Raw genomic sequence first — 17,194 nt, 5'->3', positions numbered from 1 at the left:
CCTCTCGTAAGGGGCCAACATGTTGGCCCCTTCTTATCCCTCGTCGTTCGCCACCGCTTCCACATCAATGTGCAGCGCGTCGTAACGCCAATACTCCAAATCACAATCAATCACTCGATCGTGTTGATCCCGGTTAACCCGGGTAATAAACAGCGACGGGCTGCCGTAGGTGACTTTCAGCATCGCGGCCGCCTCCTGCGGTAACAGGGTCGGCAGCATATCGAAGCGCACCCGGCCGTAACGAATGTCGTAATGTTCGGCGTACAGCCCGGTCAGCGACTGCGTCAGGTCTTCATCCAGGATGCCGGCAAAATAGGCTGGGTTGAGGTAGTGCTCGCAATACAGCACTGCGCGCCCGTCAATATATCGCAACCGGCGAATGCGATAGGCTTCGGCGCCGGGCGGCAACTCAAGCCGCCGGCTCAGGCTGTCGCACAACTTCAGGATAGCGGTGTCAATCACCTCGGTATGGGCGTCACGCCCCTGCTGCTGGGCCATGGCGTGGAAATGGCTGCGCTGCAACGGGTTGTACACCAAGCGTGGCGGCGAGATAAACCAGCCGCGCCTCACCTGACGGTAAATCACCCCTTGCGCCTCCAACTGGCCGAGCGCTTCCTGCAGCGTAATGCGGGTGGTGGAAAACTGCTCGCTCAGGGCGCGTTCGGAAGGCAGTTTGCCGCCGGCGCTGAATTCGCCGCTGGCGATACGGGCGGCCAGCGTCCGGCAAAGGGTCGCGACCGTGGTCGGTACATCATTCATGCAACAGGTGCCCCATTTCAGTGCGTTTCGCCTTCGTTAAGGTAGACCAGCGGGCGGCCCCTCGAGGCGAAAATGAGATAAAACTGCTGCTTTTTTGGACTGACATATAATTATCACATTCGTCCATTAGATTGGCTTGGTTCTTGCTGGACTAGTCCAGACACTCCCACACTACCACCTGGAGCATCTGTTATGAAACGTTTGTGCGCTTCTGTGTTAACCAGTGCCATTGTACTGACCAGCCAGATGAGCTGGGCCGCTGATCCCGATCTGGCTACGCTGGAGCAGGCCGCTAAGAAGGAAGGTGAAGTCAACAGCGTCGGCATGCCGGACAGCTGGGCCAACTGGAAAGACACCTGGCAGGATCTGCAGAGCAAGTATGGCCTGAAGCATGCCGATACCGACATGAGTTCGGCGCAGGAAATCGCCAAGTTCGACGCGGAAAAAGGCAATGCCACGGCGGATATCGGTGACGTGGGGGCGGCATTCGGTCCCATCGCGGTGCAAAAAGGGGTAACCCAACCCTATAAGCCGTCGACCTGGGAGCAGGTGCCTGACTGGGCGAAAGACAAGGATGGCCATTGGGCGCTGGCCTATACCGGCACCATCGCCTTCATTATTAACAAGCAACAGGTGAAAGAGATTCCGCACAGCTGGGCCGATCTGCTGAAAGGCACTTATCAGGTCACCATCGGTGACGTCGGCACCGCCTCGCAGGCGGCAAGCGGCGTGCTGGCGGCCACCTACGCCATGGGCGGCAACGAGAAAAACCTGAAGCCAGGCCTCGAGTTCTTCGGCAAGCTGGCCAAGGCCGGGCGCCTGAGCCTGAGCAACCCGGTGATCGCTTCGCTGGAAAAAGGTGAAGTGCAGGTCGGCGTGGTGTGGGACTTTAACGGTCTGAACTACCGTGACCAGATCGACAAAACCCGCTTTGAAGTATTGATCCCGTCCGACGGCTCAATCACGTCAGGCTATACCACCATCATCAACAAATTCGCCAAACACCCGAACGCCGCCAAGCTGGCGCGTGAATACATCTTCTCCGACGCCGGTCAGATCAACCTGGCGCGCGGCTATGCTCGCCCGATCCGTGCGGAACACCTGACGCTGCCGGACGACGTAAAAGCCAAGCTGCTGCCAGCCGAACAGTATAAAAACGCCCACCCGATCGCCGATCCGGCAGCCTGGGAACAAAGCGCCAAAACGCTGCCGCGCCAGTGGCAGGAAAACGTCATTATGTTTATGCAGCAGTGAGTTAAGCCATCATGAAAACGATCCTCGTACTGCTGGACGGCCTGAACTATCAGGTGGCGCATGACGCCATGGGATATCTGCAGGCCGAGTGTGCGGCGGGGCGCGGTCGGTTGTATCAGCTGGAGAGCGAGCTGCCTTCGCTCTCTCGGCCGCTGTATGAATGCATCCTCACCGGCGTGCCGCCGGTGGAGAGCGGCGTGGTGCATAACCAGGTATCGCGTCTCTCGCATCAGCAGAGCGTGTTTCACTATGCGCGCGCCGCAGGGCTGACTACCGCTGCGGCCGCCTACCATTGGTTCAGTGAGCTGTATAACCGTACCCCGTTCGACGCCGCGCGCGACCGCCATACCGACGATGCCGGGCTGCCCATTCAGCACGGCCATTTTTATTATGACGACCGCTACCCGGACTCCCATCTGTTTGACGACGCCGAAAGCCTGCGCCGCCGTCATCAGCCCGATTTCCTGCTGATCCACCCGATGAACATCGACGATGCCGGGCACCGCTTCGGCCTGTCTTCACCGCAGTACCGTAACGCGGCGCGCAATGCCGACGGCGTGCTGTCGCGCTATCTGGGCGACTGGCTAAGCGCCGGATATCAGGTGATGGTGACGGCCGATCACGGCATGAATGACGACCGTAGCCACGGCGGCGTGTTACCGGAAGAGCGACAGGTGCCGCTGTTCGTGTTCGGTGCGGCTTTCAGCCAGAACGACGCCAACCCGCAGCAAACCGACCTGTGCGGCACGCTGTGCGAAGTGTTGCAGGTGGCGCACGACAAGCCGCGCTGCCGCGCGCTGTTGGCATAAGGATGAACATGAAAGCCAAGTGGATTGCTGCGCTGTGCCTGCTGCCGTTTATTGTGCTGTTCGGCGCGTTTCAAATCGCGCCGCTGGTGTGGATTGCGGTCAGCAGTTTTTTCAGCCAGACCAGCGGCTGGGGGCTGGGCAATTACGTTGACGTCCTGACCTCGCCGTTCTATCTGCAGGCATTTCAGTTCTCGCTGGAGATTTCCCTCTGGTCGAGCGTTTATGGGCTGCTGATTGCCCTGGTCGGCAGTTACTCACTGCGCCAATTGGGCCAGACGCGGTTCCACGATTTTGTGATGTCGTTTACCAATATGACCAGCAATTTTGCCGGGGTGCCGCTGGCTTTCGCCTTTGTCATCCTGTTGGGGCTGAACGGCTGTCTGACGTTGTTGCTGCGCAAGTACGGCCTGATGGAGAGCTTTAACCTTTACTCCAAAACCGGGTTGATCGTGCTTTACACCTACTTCCAAATCCCGCTGGGCGTATTGCTGTTGTACCCGGCGTTTGATGCGCTGCGCGAAGACTGGCGCGAGTCGGCCTCGCTGCTCGGCGCCAGCCCCTGGCGCTACTGGCGGCACATCGGCCTGCCGGTGCTGGCACCGGCGCTGATGGGCACCTTTGTCATCCTGCTGGCCAACGCGCTGGGTGCCTATGCCACGGTATATGCGTTGACCACCGGCAATTTCAACGTGATACCGATACGTATTTCGTCGCTGGTGGCGGGGGATATTTCCCTTGATCCGAACCTGGCCAGTGCGCTGGCGATGCTGTTGGTGGCGATGATGGCGTTTATTACCCTGATCCATCAATGGCTGTTGCGCAGGAGCTATCTGAATGCGCGCTCATAATATGGCGGAGGGCGGCCATGTCCCGTTTTGAAACCGGCTACCACCGCGTAGTGACCGGTCTGCTGTTGCTGATCCTGCTGTTGCCGCTGGCGGCGACGCTGATTTACGCGCTGGCCACCCAGTGGGGCGCCACTATTCTGCCGGACGGCTTTACCCTGAAGTGGATGACGGCGTTGTGGAGCGACCCGCGTTTCCTGCTGGCGCTGTGGCACTCGTTGCTGATCTGTTTCGGCACTTTGGTGCTGGCGGTGGTGGTGATTTTGCCGATGATGTTTGTGATTGCGTACTATTTTCCCAAACTGGACGCGGTGATGAACGTGCTGATCCTGCTGCCGTTCGCCGTACCGCCGGTGGTGTCCGCGGTGGGGCTGATGCAGCTGTTCGCCGCCGATCCGCTGCCGCTGCTCGGCACGCCCTGGATCCTGATCGGTTGCTACTTCTCGATTGCCCTGCCGTTTATTTACCGCGCCATCAGCAACAACATGCAGGCGATCAACCTGCGTGATCTGATGGACGCGGCACACCTGTTGGGCGCCAGCACCTGGCAGGCGGCGCTGCTGGTGGTGCTGCCGAACCTGCGCAAGGGCGGGATGATCGCGGTGCTGCTGTCGTTCTCGTTCCTGATTGGCGAATTTGTCTTCGCCAACCTGCTGGTGGGCAGCCAGTATGAAACGCTGCAGGTTTATCTCTATAACATGCGCAACGGCAGCGGTCACTTCACCAGCGCACTGGTCATTTCTTATTTCGCCGTGGTGCTGATTGTCACCTGGCTGGCGAATTTGCTGAATAAAAATAAGGGTTAACGCATGGCATATCTCACCGTCACCCGCCTCAACAAACGCTACGGCCAAACCCAGGTGTTTCAGGATATCGATTTCACCGCCGAGGAGGGCGAGTTCGTCACCCTGCTCGGGCCGAGCGGCTGCGGTAAATCCACGTTGCTGCGTTGCCTGGCGGGACTGACGTCGGTCGACAGCGGGCAAATCCTGCTGCAGGGCCAGGATCTGGTGCCGGTGCCGCCGCAAAAGCGCGGCATCGGTATGGTGTTCCAGAGCTATGCGCTGTTCCCGAACATGACCGTTGAGGGCAACGTGGCGTTTGGCCTGAAAATGCAGAAACTGGCGGCCGGGCAGATCCACCAGCGGGTACAGGAAGTGCTGGCGCTGGTGGAGTTGACCGAGCTGGCAAAACGTTACCCGCATCAGCTGTCCGGCGGGCAGTGTCAGCGGGTGGCGCTGGCGCGATCGCTGGTGACCCGTCCGCGCCTGCTGCTGCTTGACGAGCCGCTGTCGGCGCTGGATGCCCGTATCCGCAAACATCTGCGCGAACAGATCCGCCGTATCCAGCGTGAACTGAATCTGACGGCAATCTTCGTCACCCACGATCAGGAAGAGGCGCTGACGTTGTCGGATCGCATCGTGTTGATGAATAAGGGCCAAATCGTACAGAGCGGCGATGCGGAGACCCTGTACACCCAGCCGGCCAACGTCTTCGCCGCCGGGTTTATCGGCAACTACAACCTGCTGAGTGCCGAACAGGCGAGCGCACTTACCGGCCGTAACTATGCCGGCAAGGTGGCGATACGCCCTGAATCGATCGCGCTGCTGCCGGCCGGGCAGGGGATTGAGGGGGTGGTCCTCGGTCATAGTCTGCTGGGGAATGTGGTACGCTACCGTGTCCAGGTTCGTGGCATCGAGCTGTTGGTTGACGCGCTCAACCGGTCGGTCGAGGATTTGCGGCCCGACGGCAGCGAAATTGGGCTACACTTGGAAAGTGTTACATTACGGGAAGTTGCATGATTTCGCTGCGGCAATCAATGATAACTCCAGGGTAATGCCTGCCGTTGCGTTAACCCTCCAATATGCGGTCTGCAGCCTGTTACCGCTGTCCTGCCCGACTACCGCCCGGCAGGCAGGATAGCCTGCTATACCCGTCACCTTTCAAGCTGCAGGTGTGTTGGCCGCGCGGTCCCACTCCCGTCACTTACTTGGGTAAGCGCCTGGGGATTCACTCGCATGCCGCCGTCCTGCAGCCCGAAATTCATAGGGTATGGATTTGATTTTTCCTGCCGGGCGTTAATGGAGCGTATTTTCCGTGTTGACCCTTCTTCACCTGCTTTCCTCCGTGGCGTTGCTAGTGTGGGGTACCCACATCGTGCGCACCGGGATTATGCGGGTTTACGGCGCTAACCTGCGCCGGGTATTGAGCGACAGCGTCGAGAAAAAACCGCTGGCGTTCGTCTCCGGTATCGGCGTAACCGCGCTGGTGCAAAGCAGCAACGCCACCGCGCTGCTGGTCACCTCGTTCGTCGCGCAAGGGCTGGTGGGGCTGGCGCCTGCGCTGGTGATCATGCTGGGTGCCGACGTCGGTACCGCCTTGATGGCACGGGTGCTGACCTTCGATCTTTCCTGGTTGTCGCCGTTGTTGATTTTGGTCGGCGTTTTCCTGTTCCTCAGCCGCAAGCAAACCCGGGTTGGCCAAATGGGGCGCGTGTGCATCGGCCTCGGGCTGATCGTACTGGCGCTGGAGCTGATCGTGGCCGCCGCGACGCCCATAACCCAGGCGGCGGGCGTGAAGGTGCTGTTCTCGTCGCTGACCGGCGACGTGATGCTGGATGCCCTTACCGGCGCGTTGTTCGCCATCGTCAGCTATTCCAGCCTGGCGGCGGTATTGCTGACCGCCACCCTGACCGCCTCCGGCGTGATCTCGCTGAAAGTGGCGCTGTGTCTGGTGATCGGCGCCAATCTCGGCAGTGGCCTGCTGGCGGTCATCAATACCAGCGGCCAGAACGCCGCCGGCCGTCGGGTGGCGCTCGGCAGCCTGCTGTTCAAGTTGGTAGGCTGCGTGCTGGTGCTGCCGTTTGTCTCTTATCTGGCAGAGGTAATGACCCGTCTGCCGGGCGAAAACGAAGAACTGGTGATCTACTTTCACGTCTTCTACAACCTGATCCGCTGCCTGGTGCTGATCCCGTTGGCCGGGCCGATGGCGCGTTTATGCGAAACCCTGATCGCCGATGTGGCGGCTGAGGACCCCCGTCTGCGGCCGCGGCATTTGGACGCCAGCGCGTTGGATACGCCGACGCTGGCGCTGGCCAATGCGGCGCGTGAAACCCTGCGCATGGGCGATGTGGTGGAGCATATGATGATCCTGCACCGCGAAGTGCTGCACGGCAAGAATGGGCAGGATAAAGAGGTGCGCCGGTTGGACGACGATGTCGACGTGCTGTATACCGCCATCAAGCTGTACCTGGCGCAGATCCAGAAAGAGGATTTGGGCGAGGAAGATTCGCGTCGCTGGGCGGAAATCATCGAAATGGCGCTGAACCTGGAGCAAGCCGGGGACATCATTGAACGCATGACCGGCGACGTGGCGGCAAAATCGCACGCGGCGCGGCGGGCGTTCTCGGCGGAAGGGTTGGCGGAGCTGGATACGCTGCATGAACGGCTGGTCGGCAACCTGCGCCTGAGCCTGTCGGTGTTCCTGTCCGGCGATCTTACCAGCGCCAAACGGCTGCGGCGCTCCAAGCACCGTTTCCGCATTCTGGATCGCCGCTACGCGCATGCGCACGTCGATCGCCTGCATCAGCAGAACGTGCAAAGCATCGAAACCAGTTCGCTGCATCTGGGACTGTTGGGGGATATGAAACGCCTGAACTCGCTGTTCTGCGCCGTGGCGTATAACGTGCTGGATCAGGATGAACGCGATGATGAGCGTGAGTGGGACGATACGCCGAGCACCCTGTAAAAAACCGCCCCCGGTTGGGCCGGGGGCAGTGCCAGGTTTACTTACCGCGGCTTATTTACCCGAAAAAACGCCCGCCTTGGCATCGGCGGCCTGATTATTGATGTAGCCGCCAACCGGGGTTTCCAGTTTGACGACGCTTTTACCGGCGATACCGATCAGCGCGCCGGCAGACGCCGCCGCGTCAAGATGTCCGCCGCCCTGATAGCGGTTGCCCGCCACGTCCTGCCGTTCCACCTTGCCGTTACCCAGCGCTACCTGGCCCTGCCGGCTACGGATCTCTCCGCCGGTCAGGTGGGTTTCCCCCTGCACGTTCAGCGCAACGCCATTTTTCCCGCTGATGGCGGACTGCACGCCAACCGCATCGTTATCGACCACATCGGCATTCACCTTGAACTGACCTTGCAGCCCGGCAGGGCCGGTCAGCGCTTCTTTGGACTTGTTGCCCAGGAAGCGAGCACCGCGATCCCACAACGGCCCTTTCTCTTTTTCCCCGGCCTGGATTTCCGGCAGCGTCACCTTGCCATCGGTCTTGCTGAAACTGACCGCACCGGCGGTGTCCTGCTTAGGATCGAGGCGACGCGCTACGCTGTTGTACTTATCGCTGGTCGCTGCGGCCACTTTATTGATGCCGCCTTCCAGCTTCTCTTTCACGTTACCCGCATAGCGCGGGGTGCCCACTTTCGACAATTTGGCGGTGATGCTGCTGGCCGGATCGTTGGTGTGGCTCAGGCCGACATCCACATTGACCTTCACGCTGCTTTCGCTGTCTTTACGGCTCTCGACGTGCAGATCGCCGCCGATGTTGCCCTGCACCTGATCGGCGTCCACCCGGGCACCGGCCAGGGTGGTGTCTTTGCCGCTGTTGATCGTCACTTCGTTTGCATTAATCAGACTGTTGCCCTGGGTAGTTTTCTGTAGTTTGTCGACGCCGACTTTCACCCCGGCACCCAGAGTATGGGTGTCGCTGCCGCTGGTGGCGTCAACCTGGCCGTTGGCATCCTTGTTGAAGGATTGACCGCCTTTGGCGTTGGCTTTCAGCCCCAGGTTCAGATTGTTTTTCTGCTCCTGGTTTTGCACCGACTCCAGCACGATACCGCCGTTTTTCGCTTCGAGCGTGGCGCTATTGCCGGTGACTTCAGCCCCCTGTAAATGCAACGCGTTACTCCCCGTGCCGCCGGCGGTCATCTTCACGGTACCGCCGCTGGTGATCTTGCTGCCCTGATGGGTGGTGGAGGATTCATCCACCTTGGCGATATCAAATGCGCCGCCAAGGGAGATGCCGGCACCGCTCTTTTTGGCGGAGTCGGTGCTGTTGCCACCGAGATCGATATTGCCCGACAGGCTGTCATCTTTACGCCTCTGGTGGGCGTCCGTCGCCGTCAGTGCAACCTGATTGCCCGCCTTGAGCGTAACGTCACCGTCGCTGGTCAGCACGCTGCCTTGCAGCGACAGATCGCGGCCTGCATCCAGCTCCACGCCCTGTTTACCGCCGATGTTGCTGACGTGTGCGCTACTGCCGTCGCTTTCACCCTGGCTGCGACCACCGCCTAACCCGACGCCAACGTTTTTGGTTTCTGGCGTGGAGCCGCCTTTGGCCGAGGCCTTGACCGTGAAGCCACTGTGGCTCTCATGGTGGGTATCGGTGGCCTGATCAAAACGGATGTCGCCCTCTTCGGCTTTCACCCGCACTTTGCCGTCACCGGCGTCCAGCGCGGTGCCCTGATAAACGGCGTCCTTTTTAACCCGGATGTCGATACCCTTGGCGGCGCCGATGCTGCCGGTGACCGCCTGGCTGGCCGAACTTTCACTGCGTTTGGTGCCGCCTTCGCCTTTGGCGTCCACAGTCAAATCGCTGCCGGTGGTGGTATAGACGCGTAAGCCGGCGCTGCCGTGAGTTTCGCTGTGGTTTTCCTGTTGGCGGTTTTCCGCCGCCTCACTGCGATGGCTGTCCGCCGTCAGCGTGACTGCACCTTGAGTCGCCTGATATTGGGTACCGCGATCGTGGACCTCGCCGGTGGCGGTCACCTCTATCGCCCCGGCGGTAATGTTGCTGACTACCGCCTTTGAATCGCCGGTGCGCGTTTCACTGTTGCCGCCCTTGGCGCCGATATCCAGCCCGACATTCGGCGCGCCGATACCGCCGATTTCGTTAATGACGCCGTTGGCGTCCAACTGAGCCACTTTGCCCACCGCACGCTCAACCGGGCGGGTGACCGCGCTGTAGTCGACGTTAGCGCCGATATCCACGCCGACGTCTGTTTTGCGTGTAGTGCTGCTTTCGCTGTTAGCGGCGTCAAGATGGGCGACGTTGGCGGCTTTTTCCTGATATTTCCCACCCACCTGATGCTGAGCGCCCTGCTGGGTTAGCCGGTCTTTAGCACTAATCGTCAGGTTGCCTGCGACATGGGTACCGGAGGTGACGGCTTTGCTGCTTTCTGCATGGGTTTTGCCGTTCTCATAGCCCCCCTCGATGCCGGAACCGAGTTTGTCGATGCCGCCGGTGTAATAGACGCCGCCGCCGATGTTGGTCGTTTCGGTATCCGAGGCGGTTTTGTTATCGGCCGCCAGAAAAGCGACATTATCGCCGCTGATGCTGGCATCGCCCTGGGTGGCGACCAGTTTGGAACCGCTGAAGGTCACGTCTTTATCTGCGTTCAGCGCCACGCTGCCGCCGCTCAGCATGGCGGCCTGGCTCTCGGTGCGGGTGGTTTTCTCGCTGTCGCGGGTATGTTCGATGCGCAGACCTGCACGGTATTGCTTATCGCTTTTCTCGTTGGCATAGCCGTTGATGGCGAGCGCTGTTTTCTGTTCGTCGATGTTTTGCTGCTGTTCGGCGGCCTTGACGTTGATATTGCCGCCGGAGCGGACGTCCAGTTTGCCGACGCTGCTCACCTGGCTGCCTACCACGTCGGTATCTTTATGGCTGACCAACTGCAGATTGGTATCGGAAACCAGCTCACTGCCGGTAGTCTGCTGGTGGCTGTTGTTGGATTTCTGCGAGCTGCTGGTGATGTTGAAAACGGTGCCCGTGCGGGCATGAATCTTGTCCAGGGTAGTGCTGAGGGCGTTATCAATACGCAGGCCACCGGCGGTGGCTTCGACGAAGCCGCCCTGTTTGCCTCTCGCTTTGCTGCCGGTAATGGTCACGCCCTGTTTGCCGTTGAGTCTCAACACGCCATCGGCGGTCAGTTCGGAGGCGTTGCTGATCTCGCGACGGTTGCTGTTGTCTTGATTATTGCCGCCGCCGATCCCGCCCCATGAGGTTGTATTGTCGCGTACCCTTTTCGTATTGACGGTCTTTTGTACGTCGATATTGATCCGTTCTTTGGCGTTTATCGTGAGGTTGCCCTTCGTATGGACCTTGGCTCCCTGAGTGACCAGGTTATTGCCTGCCGTCAGATCCAGTTCACCGCCGGCGCGCAAATCGCTGGCCTTCAGGCTCTCGGTTGCGTTGCTGTTGCTCCAATTGCCGGTGCGCAGGCTGGAAGTGTGGTTGCGCTGGTAACCGCGTTCGCTGGTTTTGTCCCGCTCGACCAACCCGGCGATCTGCACATCGCGCCTGGCTTCGATTTTTAGCGCGTCGCCTGCTGTAACCGTGGCGCCGAGCAACTTCACATCTTGCACCGTGGCGGTCAGCCTGGCGTTTTTGGTCGCGGTAATGGTGCTGCCAACCTGCTGGAACTGCTCATTTTCCCGCGTAACGTCGTACTGCGAGGAATAGAACCATCGGTCGTTGGTCTGACCCTGGGTTTGCTTCAGTTGTTGGCCGTCTAACGTCAGGCTGGCGCCTTGCAGTTTGATCTCATCCCCGCGAATATCGGTAGCGGTCAGGTGGTTGCCGTTATCGGCCAGCAGGCTGATATTTTTGCCTATCAGTTCGGTACGCGTCAGTTTCTGGCTGGTGCTGCGGTCGTTGATATAGATGCCGCCGCGATAGTTTTGGTAGTTCTCATTGCTGTCATGCTGGGTGCTTGCGTTGATGATCTGGCTATCGGCGCGAATGTCATAGGCTTTCACGCTGATGTCGTCGCTGCCCCGCAGGTTGCCTGCCAGCTTTACGCCGCTACCGGCTGCCGTATTGATGATATTGATGCGCCCGGCCTGCATGCTGCCGAGGTAGTAGCTGTCCAGCGCACTCAGCGGTTTCTCGCTGCTGAGCACTTGTGCATTGCGCGACACGCGGTTGTTGCCGCTGATGGCGTTGATATCCGATACCGTTTTTCCGGTTTTTTTGTCGAATGCCGGTGCGATGATCACCTCGCCACGGCTGTCGATTTTCGGCGCGATCAGATCCAGCACGCCACCGGCGTTCAGCTTACCTTCAAGGCTCAATACATTGCGGTTGCCCAGCGTACTGTAGCCCTGCAGCATACCGTTTTCCACCAACGGGTTGCCCACCACCAGCGATGAACGGCTGGTATTGATAAAGCCGCAGCCGTCGCAGCTGATACCATTCGGGTTGGCCAGCACGTAGTCGGCCGCCATGCCGAAGATTTCCTGTTGGCCGTGCAACAGCGAGGGGTTGCGGCTGATCACTTCATTGAGGATCAGGCTGGCTGCCTGACCATTCAGGTTCGGGTTGGCACCCAACTGGCCGGCCAGTTGCGACAGCCCGGCGTCGCGGGCGTTATTTAGCACGGCGCCCGCTGGGTTGACGTTAAAGTCCTGATACTGGTTATGCGACAGCCCGTGATCGTTGGGCGTCACGATGTTGACGACTTGCGCGCCGGTGGCGGCGGTGGAAACGCCGGGGCCGTTGGCCCCATTGGCCGCTACGATCTCCCCCGCGTAGCTGGCGCCGTACGAGGCGAGAATGATCGCCAGTGACGCGGCCAGCTTGCCCGCTGCGGAAAGCCTGAAGTTATTATTTTTCATCCATGTATCTCCCTATATCGCTGTGGTAGTGCAAAAAAGCGCTGACTAAAAGGTGTATGAGAAGCGTGCCAGCAGTTGGATCGGATCATCCGGCATCGGGTGCCCGGACAGGATCCACCCGCGGCTGGCTTCTACGTCGAGAATTGCCCGCCGGTAACGCAGAGTGGCGCCGGCGTTCAGGCCGGCGCTGCTTTTCCAGCCCGATGGTTGGTTGTCGCGTGGCAGGATCCGGCCCACATCGGCGCCGACGCGCGGGGTGAGGGTGCTTTGGCCCAGGTTGAAGCTGCGCGACAGGGTATTTTGCAGATACCAACCGTTGTCGCCGGACAGCGTGCTGCGGCTGAAACCGCGGATCGCGCTGCGGTCGGTCAGGCTGAGCCATTCCACGCCTGGCAGCCTATCGCGGCTATATTGTCCGTACAGCAGGTTGCTGAGCTGAAAAGTTGAACCGGCAAGCTGCACACGTTGGCTGAGGTTGGCAAACAGTTTGCCCTTGGTGAATTGAGCGTCGGGTAGCCCGGCAGCGGCGTGACGATCCGCGCCAAACCAGGGTAATCCCTGCTCCACACTGAGGTTGGCGCTGATCAGGCCGGTGGGCAGGATCTGCAGATGGTTGATCCCCAGTTCAAACAGACTGAGCGTTGGGCTACTGAGACCGATGCGCAGAGTGTCAAAATAGTTATCGATGCGTTTATGAGTGAACTGGCCGTTGAAGGTATTGATCTGATCGCGATCGCGGTAAAACACATAGTCGCCGCGCAGACCGTATTGCTGAGTCTGGCCGTGCAGCTTATAGCGGTTGAACGTCAACTGCTGGTGGTTAACGTATTCCGAATAGCTGGCGAATCCGCTGAAGGTGAAAGCGCCATAGGGCAGGGAATAGAGCAAAGTGTAAGCGCGGTTATAGCGCTGTGCCGGGTCTTTTAGCGTGCTGGCGGCGTTCAGGCTGACGAAATCCGACAGGCCGAATGGGCTGTCCAGCGTGGCGGCCGTGCGTACCAGCCACTGGCCGGTGTTTTTTTGGCCGTAATTGTCCGCCGTGGCCGTCAGTTGCCAAGGCTTGGCGTGTTGGTTATTCAGGCGAATAATAGAGCCGCCGGTTTGGCTGCCCGGCAATATATCCAACCGGGTTTTATTCGATTGCAAACGATTGGCCTGATCCAATCCCTGATCGAGCTGAGTTAATTGCAAGGGTTTGCCTTCGAGCCCAGGGAATAATAATTGGCTATTCACCCAGCGGTCGCCGCCCTCTATTTTTTCGATAAACCCTTCGGTGACCCGCAGCCCTAATTCGCCATCGGCATTAGGGCGAATAAATTGCACGCGCGCGGTGATGTAACCTTTATCGACGTATAAGCGAGTTAATTCGCGCGTCAGTCGGTTAATGTCATTGCTGCTGATACAGCGCTGCGGCAGCGCGCTCAGCGTCGCCAAATCCTTCGCAGACAGCAGGGTGATCCCCTGTAAATATACGCCGCCGATCGGCAAGCACTGCGCCGAGCGCGGTAGCGTCGGGGCCACAGGTGCGGGTTCCGCCAATAATTGCTGTTGCTTGAGCTGCTGATAACGGCGTTGTTCTATCTGCTGATTCACTTCGCGCGAGCTGTCTTGCAGGGCGCGGCGTGATTCGCTCATCGGTGAAAAATCACCCATTTCTGGCAGGGTTGCGGCGGGGAGTGCGGTACTGAACAGCAGCGCCAGGGCAGCAGTTTTCTTAATCATTGTAATCCATTATGAGAAGCTGCCGGGCAGCCTGCTCAATCCATGAGGGTCAATAACGGACGGCGGGTGGCCGGCCCGAAACAGCGAGCGACAATCACATTGCGGGGTTCTTTTATTGCTCAGGGCAAATAAGAAGGTGGGTTTTTATTATTACCAATAATTATTAGGCTGCTTGTTTTTATTTTTCAATGCATGGCTGTGAATTACCCCAAAGGAGGTAATAAGACTCATTTGTTGAGTTTTTTCTTTTTTGCTCCCTGTTATCGGCAGGGTTAAGAAGAATCTGAATTTTTATTTTGTCGGGGGGATAATAAGGGATGGGGATAATTCTGACAATCCCAGCGGTGGGAAATACGAAATTTCGCAGAAGTGGAGCGGGGCGCAAATAGCCGCGCCCCGAAGTGAGATTATTTTTTCTTGATTGGTCGGCCAGACCAGTACCCTGCCAGCAGAGAGCCGGAGAGATTATGCCACACGGAGAACAGGGCACCCGGCAGCGCGGCCAGCGGCGAGAAGTAAATCTTGCCCAGCGTCGCCGCCAGCCCGGAGTTCTGCATGCCGACCTCAATGGCCAGCGTGCGGCAGGTGGATTCGTCAAAGCCGAACAGTTTGCCGCCCCAGTAACCGCTCAACAAACCAATGCCGTTATGCAGGATCACCGCGATGATCACCACCAGCCCGACGGAGGCGATGTGACTCTGGCTACCTGCGACCACCGCGCTGATGATCGCCAGAATGCAGACCATCGACAGCGCCGGCAGGAACGGCTCGATGCGTTTGACGGTTTTGGTAAAGGTGTGGTGCACGATCAGGCCGAGGCCAATCGGGATCACGACGATCTGCAGGATGCTCAGCAGCATGCCCATCACATCGACGCTGATTTCGGTATCGACATACAGGCGGGTCAGCAGCGGTGTGGCGAATACGCCCACCAGCGTGGAGACCGCCGAAATGGTCACCGACAGCGCGACGTCCCCTTTTGCCAGGTAGATCATCACGTTGGAGGCGGTGCCGCTGGCAACGCTGCCGACCAGCACCATACCGGCGGAAAGATCCGGCGGCATATGGAACAGCATCGCCAGCAACCAGGCCGCCAGCGGCATGATCAGGTAATGCAGAAAGATGCCCGCAGCTACCGGCGCGGGGCGCGACAGCACGCGTTTGAAGTCATCCAACCGCAGCGTGACGCCCATGGCGAACATGATCAGCATCAGCAGCGGGCTGACGTACGGGCCAATACCGGTGAAGGTGGTGGGCGTAGCGTAGGCGGCGACGGCGAGCAGCACCGCCCACAGGGGGAATAATCGGGTTAATAATGCCAGCATGAATGCGGTTTTCCTTAGCCAAAAAGGGAATTATGGGATGGCGTTGTGTTTTTTGCGGGTTCAGCATGCTGGACCCCTACAAATTATGGACGGCCTTTTTTAGAAGTAGGGGCGCAGCATGCTGCGCCCGCAATGGGGTGAGATCCGGTTATTCGAACAGATTGTGATGTAGAGTACGCACTACCTGTTCGGCGTCATCGCCCGGTACCAGGAAACACAGATTGTAGCTGCTGGCACCGTAGCAGATCATGCGGATATTGAACGGGTCAAGCACGCCGAATACCTCTTTGCCCACGCCGCAGGCCTGGGAAAGCTTGTTGCCGATTATCGCCACCAGCGCCAGGTTCTCCTCCACTTCTACCCGACACAGCGACGACAACTCGGTCAGCAGCGAGGTAGTCAGCAGGCTACCGCCGGTGGAGGTGGAGCCGGTAGTGTCCATGGTCAATGCCACGCTGACTTCGGAGGTGGTGATCAAATCCACCGAAATATTGTGGCGCGCCAGAATGCTGAACACTTCGGCCAGGAAACCGCGTGCGTGCAGCATATTGAGGCTGTGCAGCGTTAACAGGGTTTGTTTGCGGCGCAGCGCCAATGCGCGGAACAGCGGCGGGTTCTCGGTGGTATTGCATACCAGGGTGCCGCCGGCGGACGGATCCTTGCTGGAACCGACAAACACCGGGATATCGCTGCGTACTGCCGGCAGCAGGGTGGCCGGGTGCAGCACTTTCGCGCCGAAGGTGGCCATTTCAGCCGCTTCTTCAAAGGTGATTTTGTCGATGCGCTTCGCCGTAGGGACCACGCGCGGGTCGGTGGTGTAGATGCCCGGCACGTCGGTCCAGATATCTACCCGGCTGACGCTCAGCGCTTCACCCAGCAGGGCGGCGGTGTAATCGCTGCCGCCACGGCCCAGTGTGGTGGTGCGGCCCTTGGGTTCGCTGCCGATAAAGCCTTGAGTGACGACCAGCGCTTCCTGCAGACGCGGTTTGAGCAGCGTTTGGGTCAGTTCTTTCAGGACCGCGCTGTCCGGCGTGGCGCGGCCGAAATGATCGTCGGTGTGCATCACTTTGCGCACGTCGAACCACTCCGCCTGCACCTTGCGGCTGCGCAGGATCTCAACGAAAAGCAGGGTGGACATCAGTTCGCCGTGGCTGACCAGTTCGTCGGTCAGTGCCGTAGAGGTCGCCAGCGCCGCCGCTTCGGACAGCATGGCGATGTTTTCCAGCATGCGGTCGATTTCCTCGCGGATCACCGTAGGGCTATCGAGGCGGTCGAGAATGGCGTACTGGATACGGCGGATTTCATCGAGCTGGAAGTTGCGCTTGTCGGCGTCGCTGCCTTCGGCCAGTGCGACCAGCAGGTTGGTGACGCCCGCAGAAGCGGACAGGACCACCAGGCGGACCTGCGGATTGGCGAGCACGACGTCGGCGCTGCGGTTCATGGCTTCATAGTCGGCAACGCTGGTGCCGCCGAATTTGGCCACAACGGTAGAATGTTGGGGTACTGCTTGGTTCATGTAAAACCTCGTGTCAGGGATGCCCTACTTTGAGAGCGCTTTTTTCCATAGCCTTGGCACAAGGGGAGAGCGATAAACAGGGGGCAGACGTAGAGGTTGAAACTACGATACACCCAGAAGCGCCCCACCTTGCTGATTGCCCCCGCGGGGCAAACTTTGGTGACAACCCAGGGGATTCAGCCCCTGTAGCCGATACGATGAATGCCGTGCATCACCCTACCTCGGCGTCGCTCCCCCTCAAGTGCCGTCATGGGAAACGGCTCCTCTGACACTCTACCTGGGCGACGCGCCTCTTCTGGCTTGCGCACCGGGTGCGCAAGTAGGCTGATAGGAATAGCCGGT

Annotated in this window: 11 protein-coding genes and 1 riboswitch; of the genes, 6 read left to right on the top strand and 5 right to left on the bottom strand. The window is 59.4% G+C overall.

All coding sequences use genetic code 11. The annotated features are described in order from the left end of the window. Positions 1–33: 33 nt before the first annotated feature. Positions 34–759, bottom strand: a complete 726-nt coding sequence (locus tag V2S86_RS19715; protein ID WP_330763795.1) for a UTRA domain-containing protein — start codon at positions 757–759, stop codon at positions 34–36. A 192-nt stretch (positions 760–951) separates the two neighbouring features. Here V2S86_RS19715 and V2S86_RS19710 point away from each other — a divergent pair, with 192 nt between their 5' ends. The 6 genes from V2S86_RS19710 to V2S86_RS19685 all read left to right on the top strand — a co-directional run bounded on the left by V2S86_RS19710 (position 952) and on the right by V2S86_RS19685 (position 7,414). Then, positions 952–2,013: an ABC transporter substrate-binding protein gene (locus V2S86_RS19710; protein ID WP_330763794.1), complete on the top strand. Its 1,062-nt coding sequence runs from the start codon at positions 952–954 to the stop codon at positions 2,011–2,013. A gap of 11 nt (positions 2,014–2,024) precedes the next feature. Further along, a complete protein-coding gene (locus V2S86_RS19705) occupies positions 2,025–2,822 on the top strand; it encodes an alkaline phosphatase family protein (RefSeq protein ID WP_013814770.1) in 798 nt (265 codons plus the stop codon). Between the two features lie 8 nt (positions 2,823–2,830). Further along, a complete protein-coding gene (locus V2S86_RS19700) occupies positions 2,831–3,670 on the top strand; it encodes an ABC transporter permease (protein WP_006328386.1) in 840 nt (279 codons plus the stop codon). A 17-nt stretch (positions 3,671–3,687) separates the two neighbouring features. After that, positions 3,688–4,473 (top strand): ABC transporter permease, encoded by a 786-nt coding sequence (locus tag V2S86_RS19695; protein WP_330763792.1) that lies wholly within the window; start codon positions 3,688–3,690, stop codon positions 4,471–4,473. 3 nt (positions 4,474–4,476) lie between these two features. Continuing rightward, a complete protein-coding gene (locus tag V2S86_RS19690) occupies positions 4,477–5,469 on the top strand; it encodes an ABC transporter ATP-binding protein (RefSeq protein WP_330763791.1) in 993 nt (330 codons plus the stop codon). A 295-nt stretch (positions 5,470–5,764) separates the two neighbouring features. Further along, entirely contained in the window at positions 5,765–7,414 is a 1,650-nt protein-coding gene (locus V2S86_RS19685) for a Na/Pi cotransporter family protein (RefSeq protein ID WP_330763790.1), read from the top strand. A 51-nt stretch (positions 7,415–7,465) separates the two neighbouring features. On the opposite strand, the gene V2S86_RS19680 is transcribed toward V2S86_RS19685, so the two are convergent. The 4 genes from V2S86_RS19680 to lysC all read right to left on the bottom strand — a co-directional run bounded on the left by V2S86_RS19680 (position 7,466) and on the right by lysC (position 16,852). Next, positions 7,466–12,289, bottom strand: a complete 4,824-nt coding sequence (locus V2S86_RS19680; RefSeq protein WP_330763789.1) for a hemagglutinin repeat-containing protein — start codon at positions 12,287–12,289, stop codon at positions 7,466–7,468. Positions 12,290–12,334: 45 nt separating this feature from the next. Then, entirely contained in the window at positions 12,335–14,011 is a 1,677-nt protein-coding gene (locus V2S86_RS19675) for a ShlB/FhaC/HecB family hemolysin secretion/activation protein (RefSeq protein ID WP_330763788.1), read from the bottom strand. Between the two features lie 407 nt (positions 14,012–14,418). Further along, the gene (panS, locus tag V2S86_RS19670) at positions 14,419–15,336 is read right to left on the bottom strand and encodes a ketopantoate/pantoate/pantothenate transporter PanS (RefSeq protein WP_013814763.1); all 918 of its coding nucleotides are present in this window, start codon (positions 15,334–15,336) and stop codon (positions 14,419–14,421) included. A gap of 148 nt (positions 15,337–15,484) precedes the next feature. Next, positions 15,485–16,852 (bottom strand): lysine-sensitive aspartokinase 3, encoded by a 1,368-nt coding sequence (lysC, locus tag V2S86_RS19665; protein ID WP_330763787.1) that lies wholly within the window; start codon positions 16,850–16,852, stop codon positions 15,485–15,487. A gap of 109 nt (positions 16,853–16,961) precedes the next feature. Continuing rightward, a riboswitch (Lysine riboswitch) is annotated at positions 16,962–17,155 on the bottom strand. Positions 17,156–17,194 lie beyond the last annotated feature (39 nt).

This window comes from Serratia sp. C2(1) (assembly GCF_036352655.1).
Taxonomy (GTDB): Bacteria; Pseudomonadota; Gammaproteobacteria; order Enterobacterales; family Enterobacteriaceae; genus Serratia; species Serratia inhibens.
This window is presented reverse-complemented; position numbering and strand designations above follow the sequence as displayed.

Coding starts and splice junctions, on each gene's coding strand:
- V2S86_RS19715 (WP_330763795.1), bottom strand. CDS start 759: ATGAATGATGTACCGACCACGGTCGCGACCCTTTGCCGGACGCTGGCC.
- V2S86_RS19710 (WP_330763794.1), top strand. CDS start 952: ATGAAACGTTTGTGCGCTTCTGTGTTAACCAGTGCCATTGTACTGACC.
- V2S86_RS19705 (WP_013814770.1), top strand. CDS start 2,025: ATGAAAACGATCCTCGTACTGCTGGACGGCCTGAACTATCAGGTGGCG.
- V2S86_RS19700 (WP_006328386.1), top strand. CDS start 2,831: ATGAAAGCCAAGTGGATTGCTGCGCTGTGCCTGCTGCCGTTTATTGTG.
- V2S86_RS19695 (WP_330763792.1), top strand. CDS start 3,688: ATGTCCCGTTTTGAAACCGGCTACCACCGCGTAGTGACCGGTCTGCTG.
- V2S86_RS19690 (WP_330763791.1), top strand. CDS start 4,477: ATGGCATATCTCACCGTCACCCGCCTCAACAAACGCTACGGCCAAACC.
- V2S86_RS19680 (WP_330763789.1), bottom strand. CDS start 12,289: ATGAAAAATAATAACTTCAGGCTTTCCGCAGCGGGCAAGCTGGCCGCG.
- V2S86_RS19675 (WP_330763788.1), bottom strand. CDS start 14,011: ATGATTAAGAAAACTGCTGCCCTGGCGCTGCTGTTCAGTACCGCACTC.
- panS (WP_013814763.1), bottom strand. CDS start 15,336: ATGCTGGCATTATTAACCCGATTATTCCCCCTGTGGGCGGTGCTGCTC.
- lysC (WP_330763787.1), bottom strand. CDS start 16,852: ATGAACCAAGCAGTACCCCAACATTCTACCGTTGTGGCCAAATTCGGC.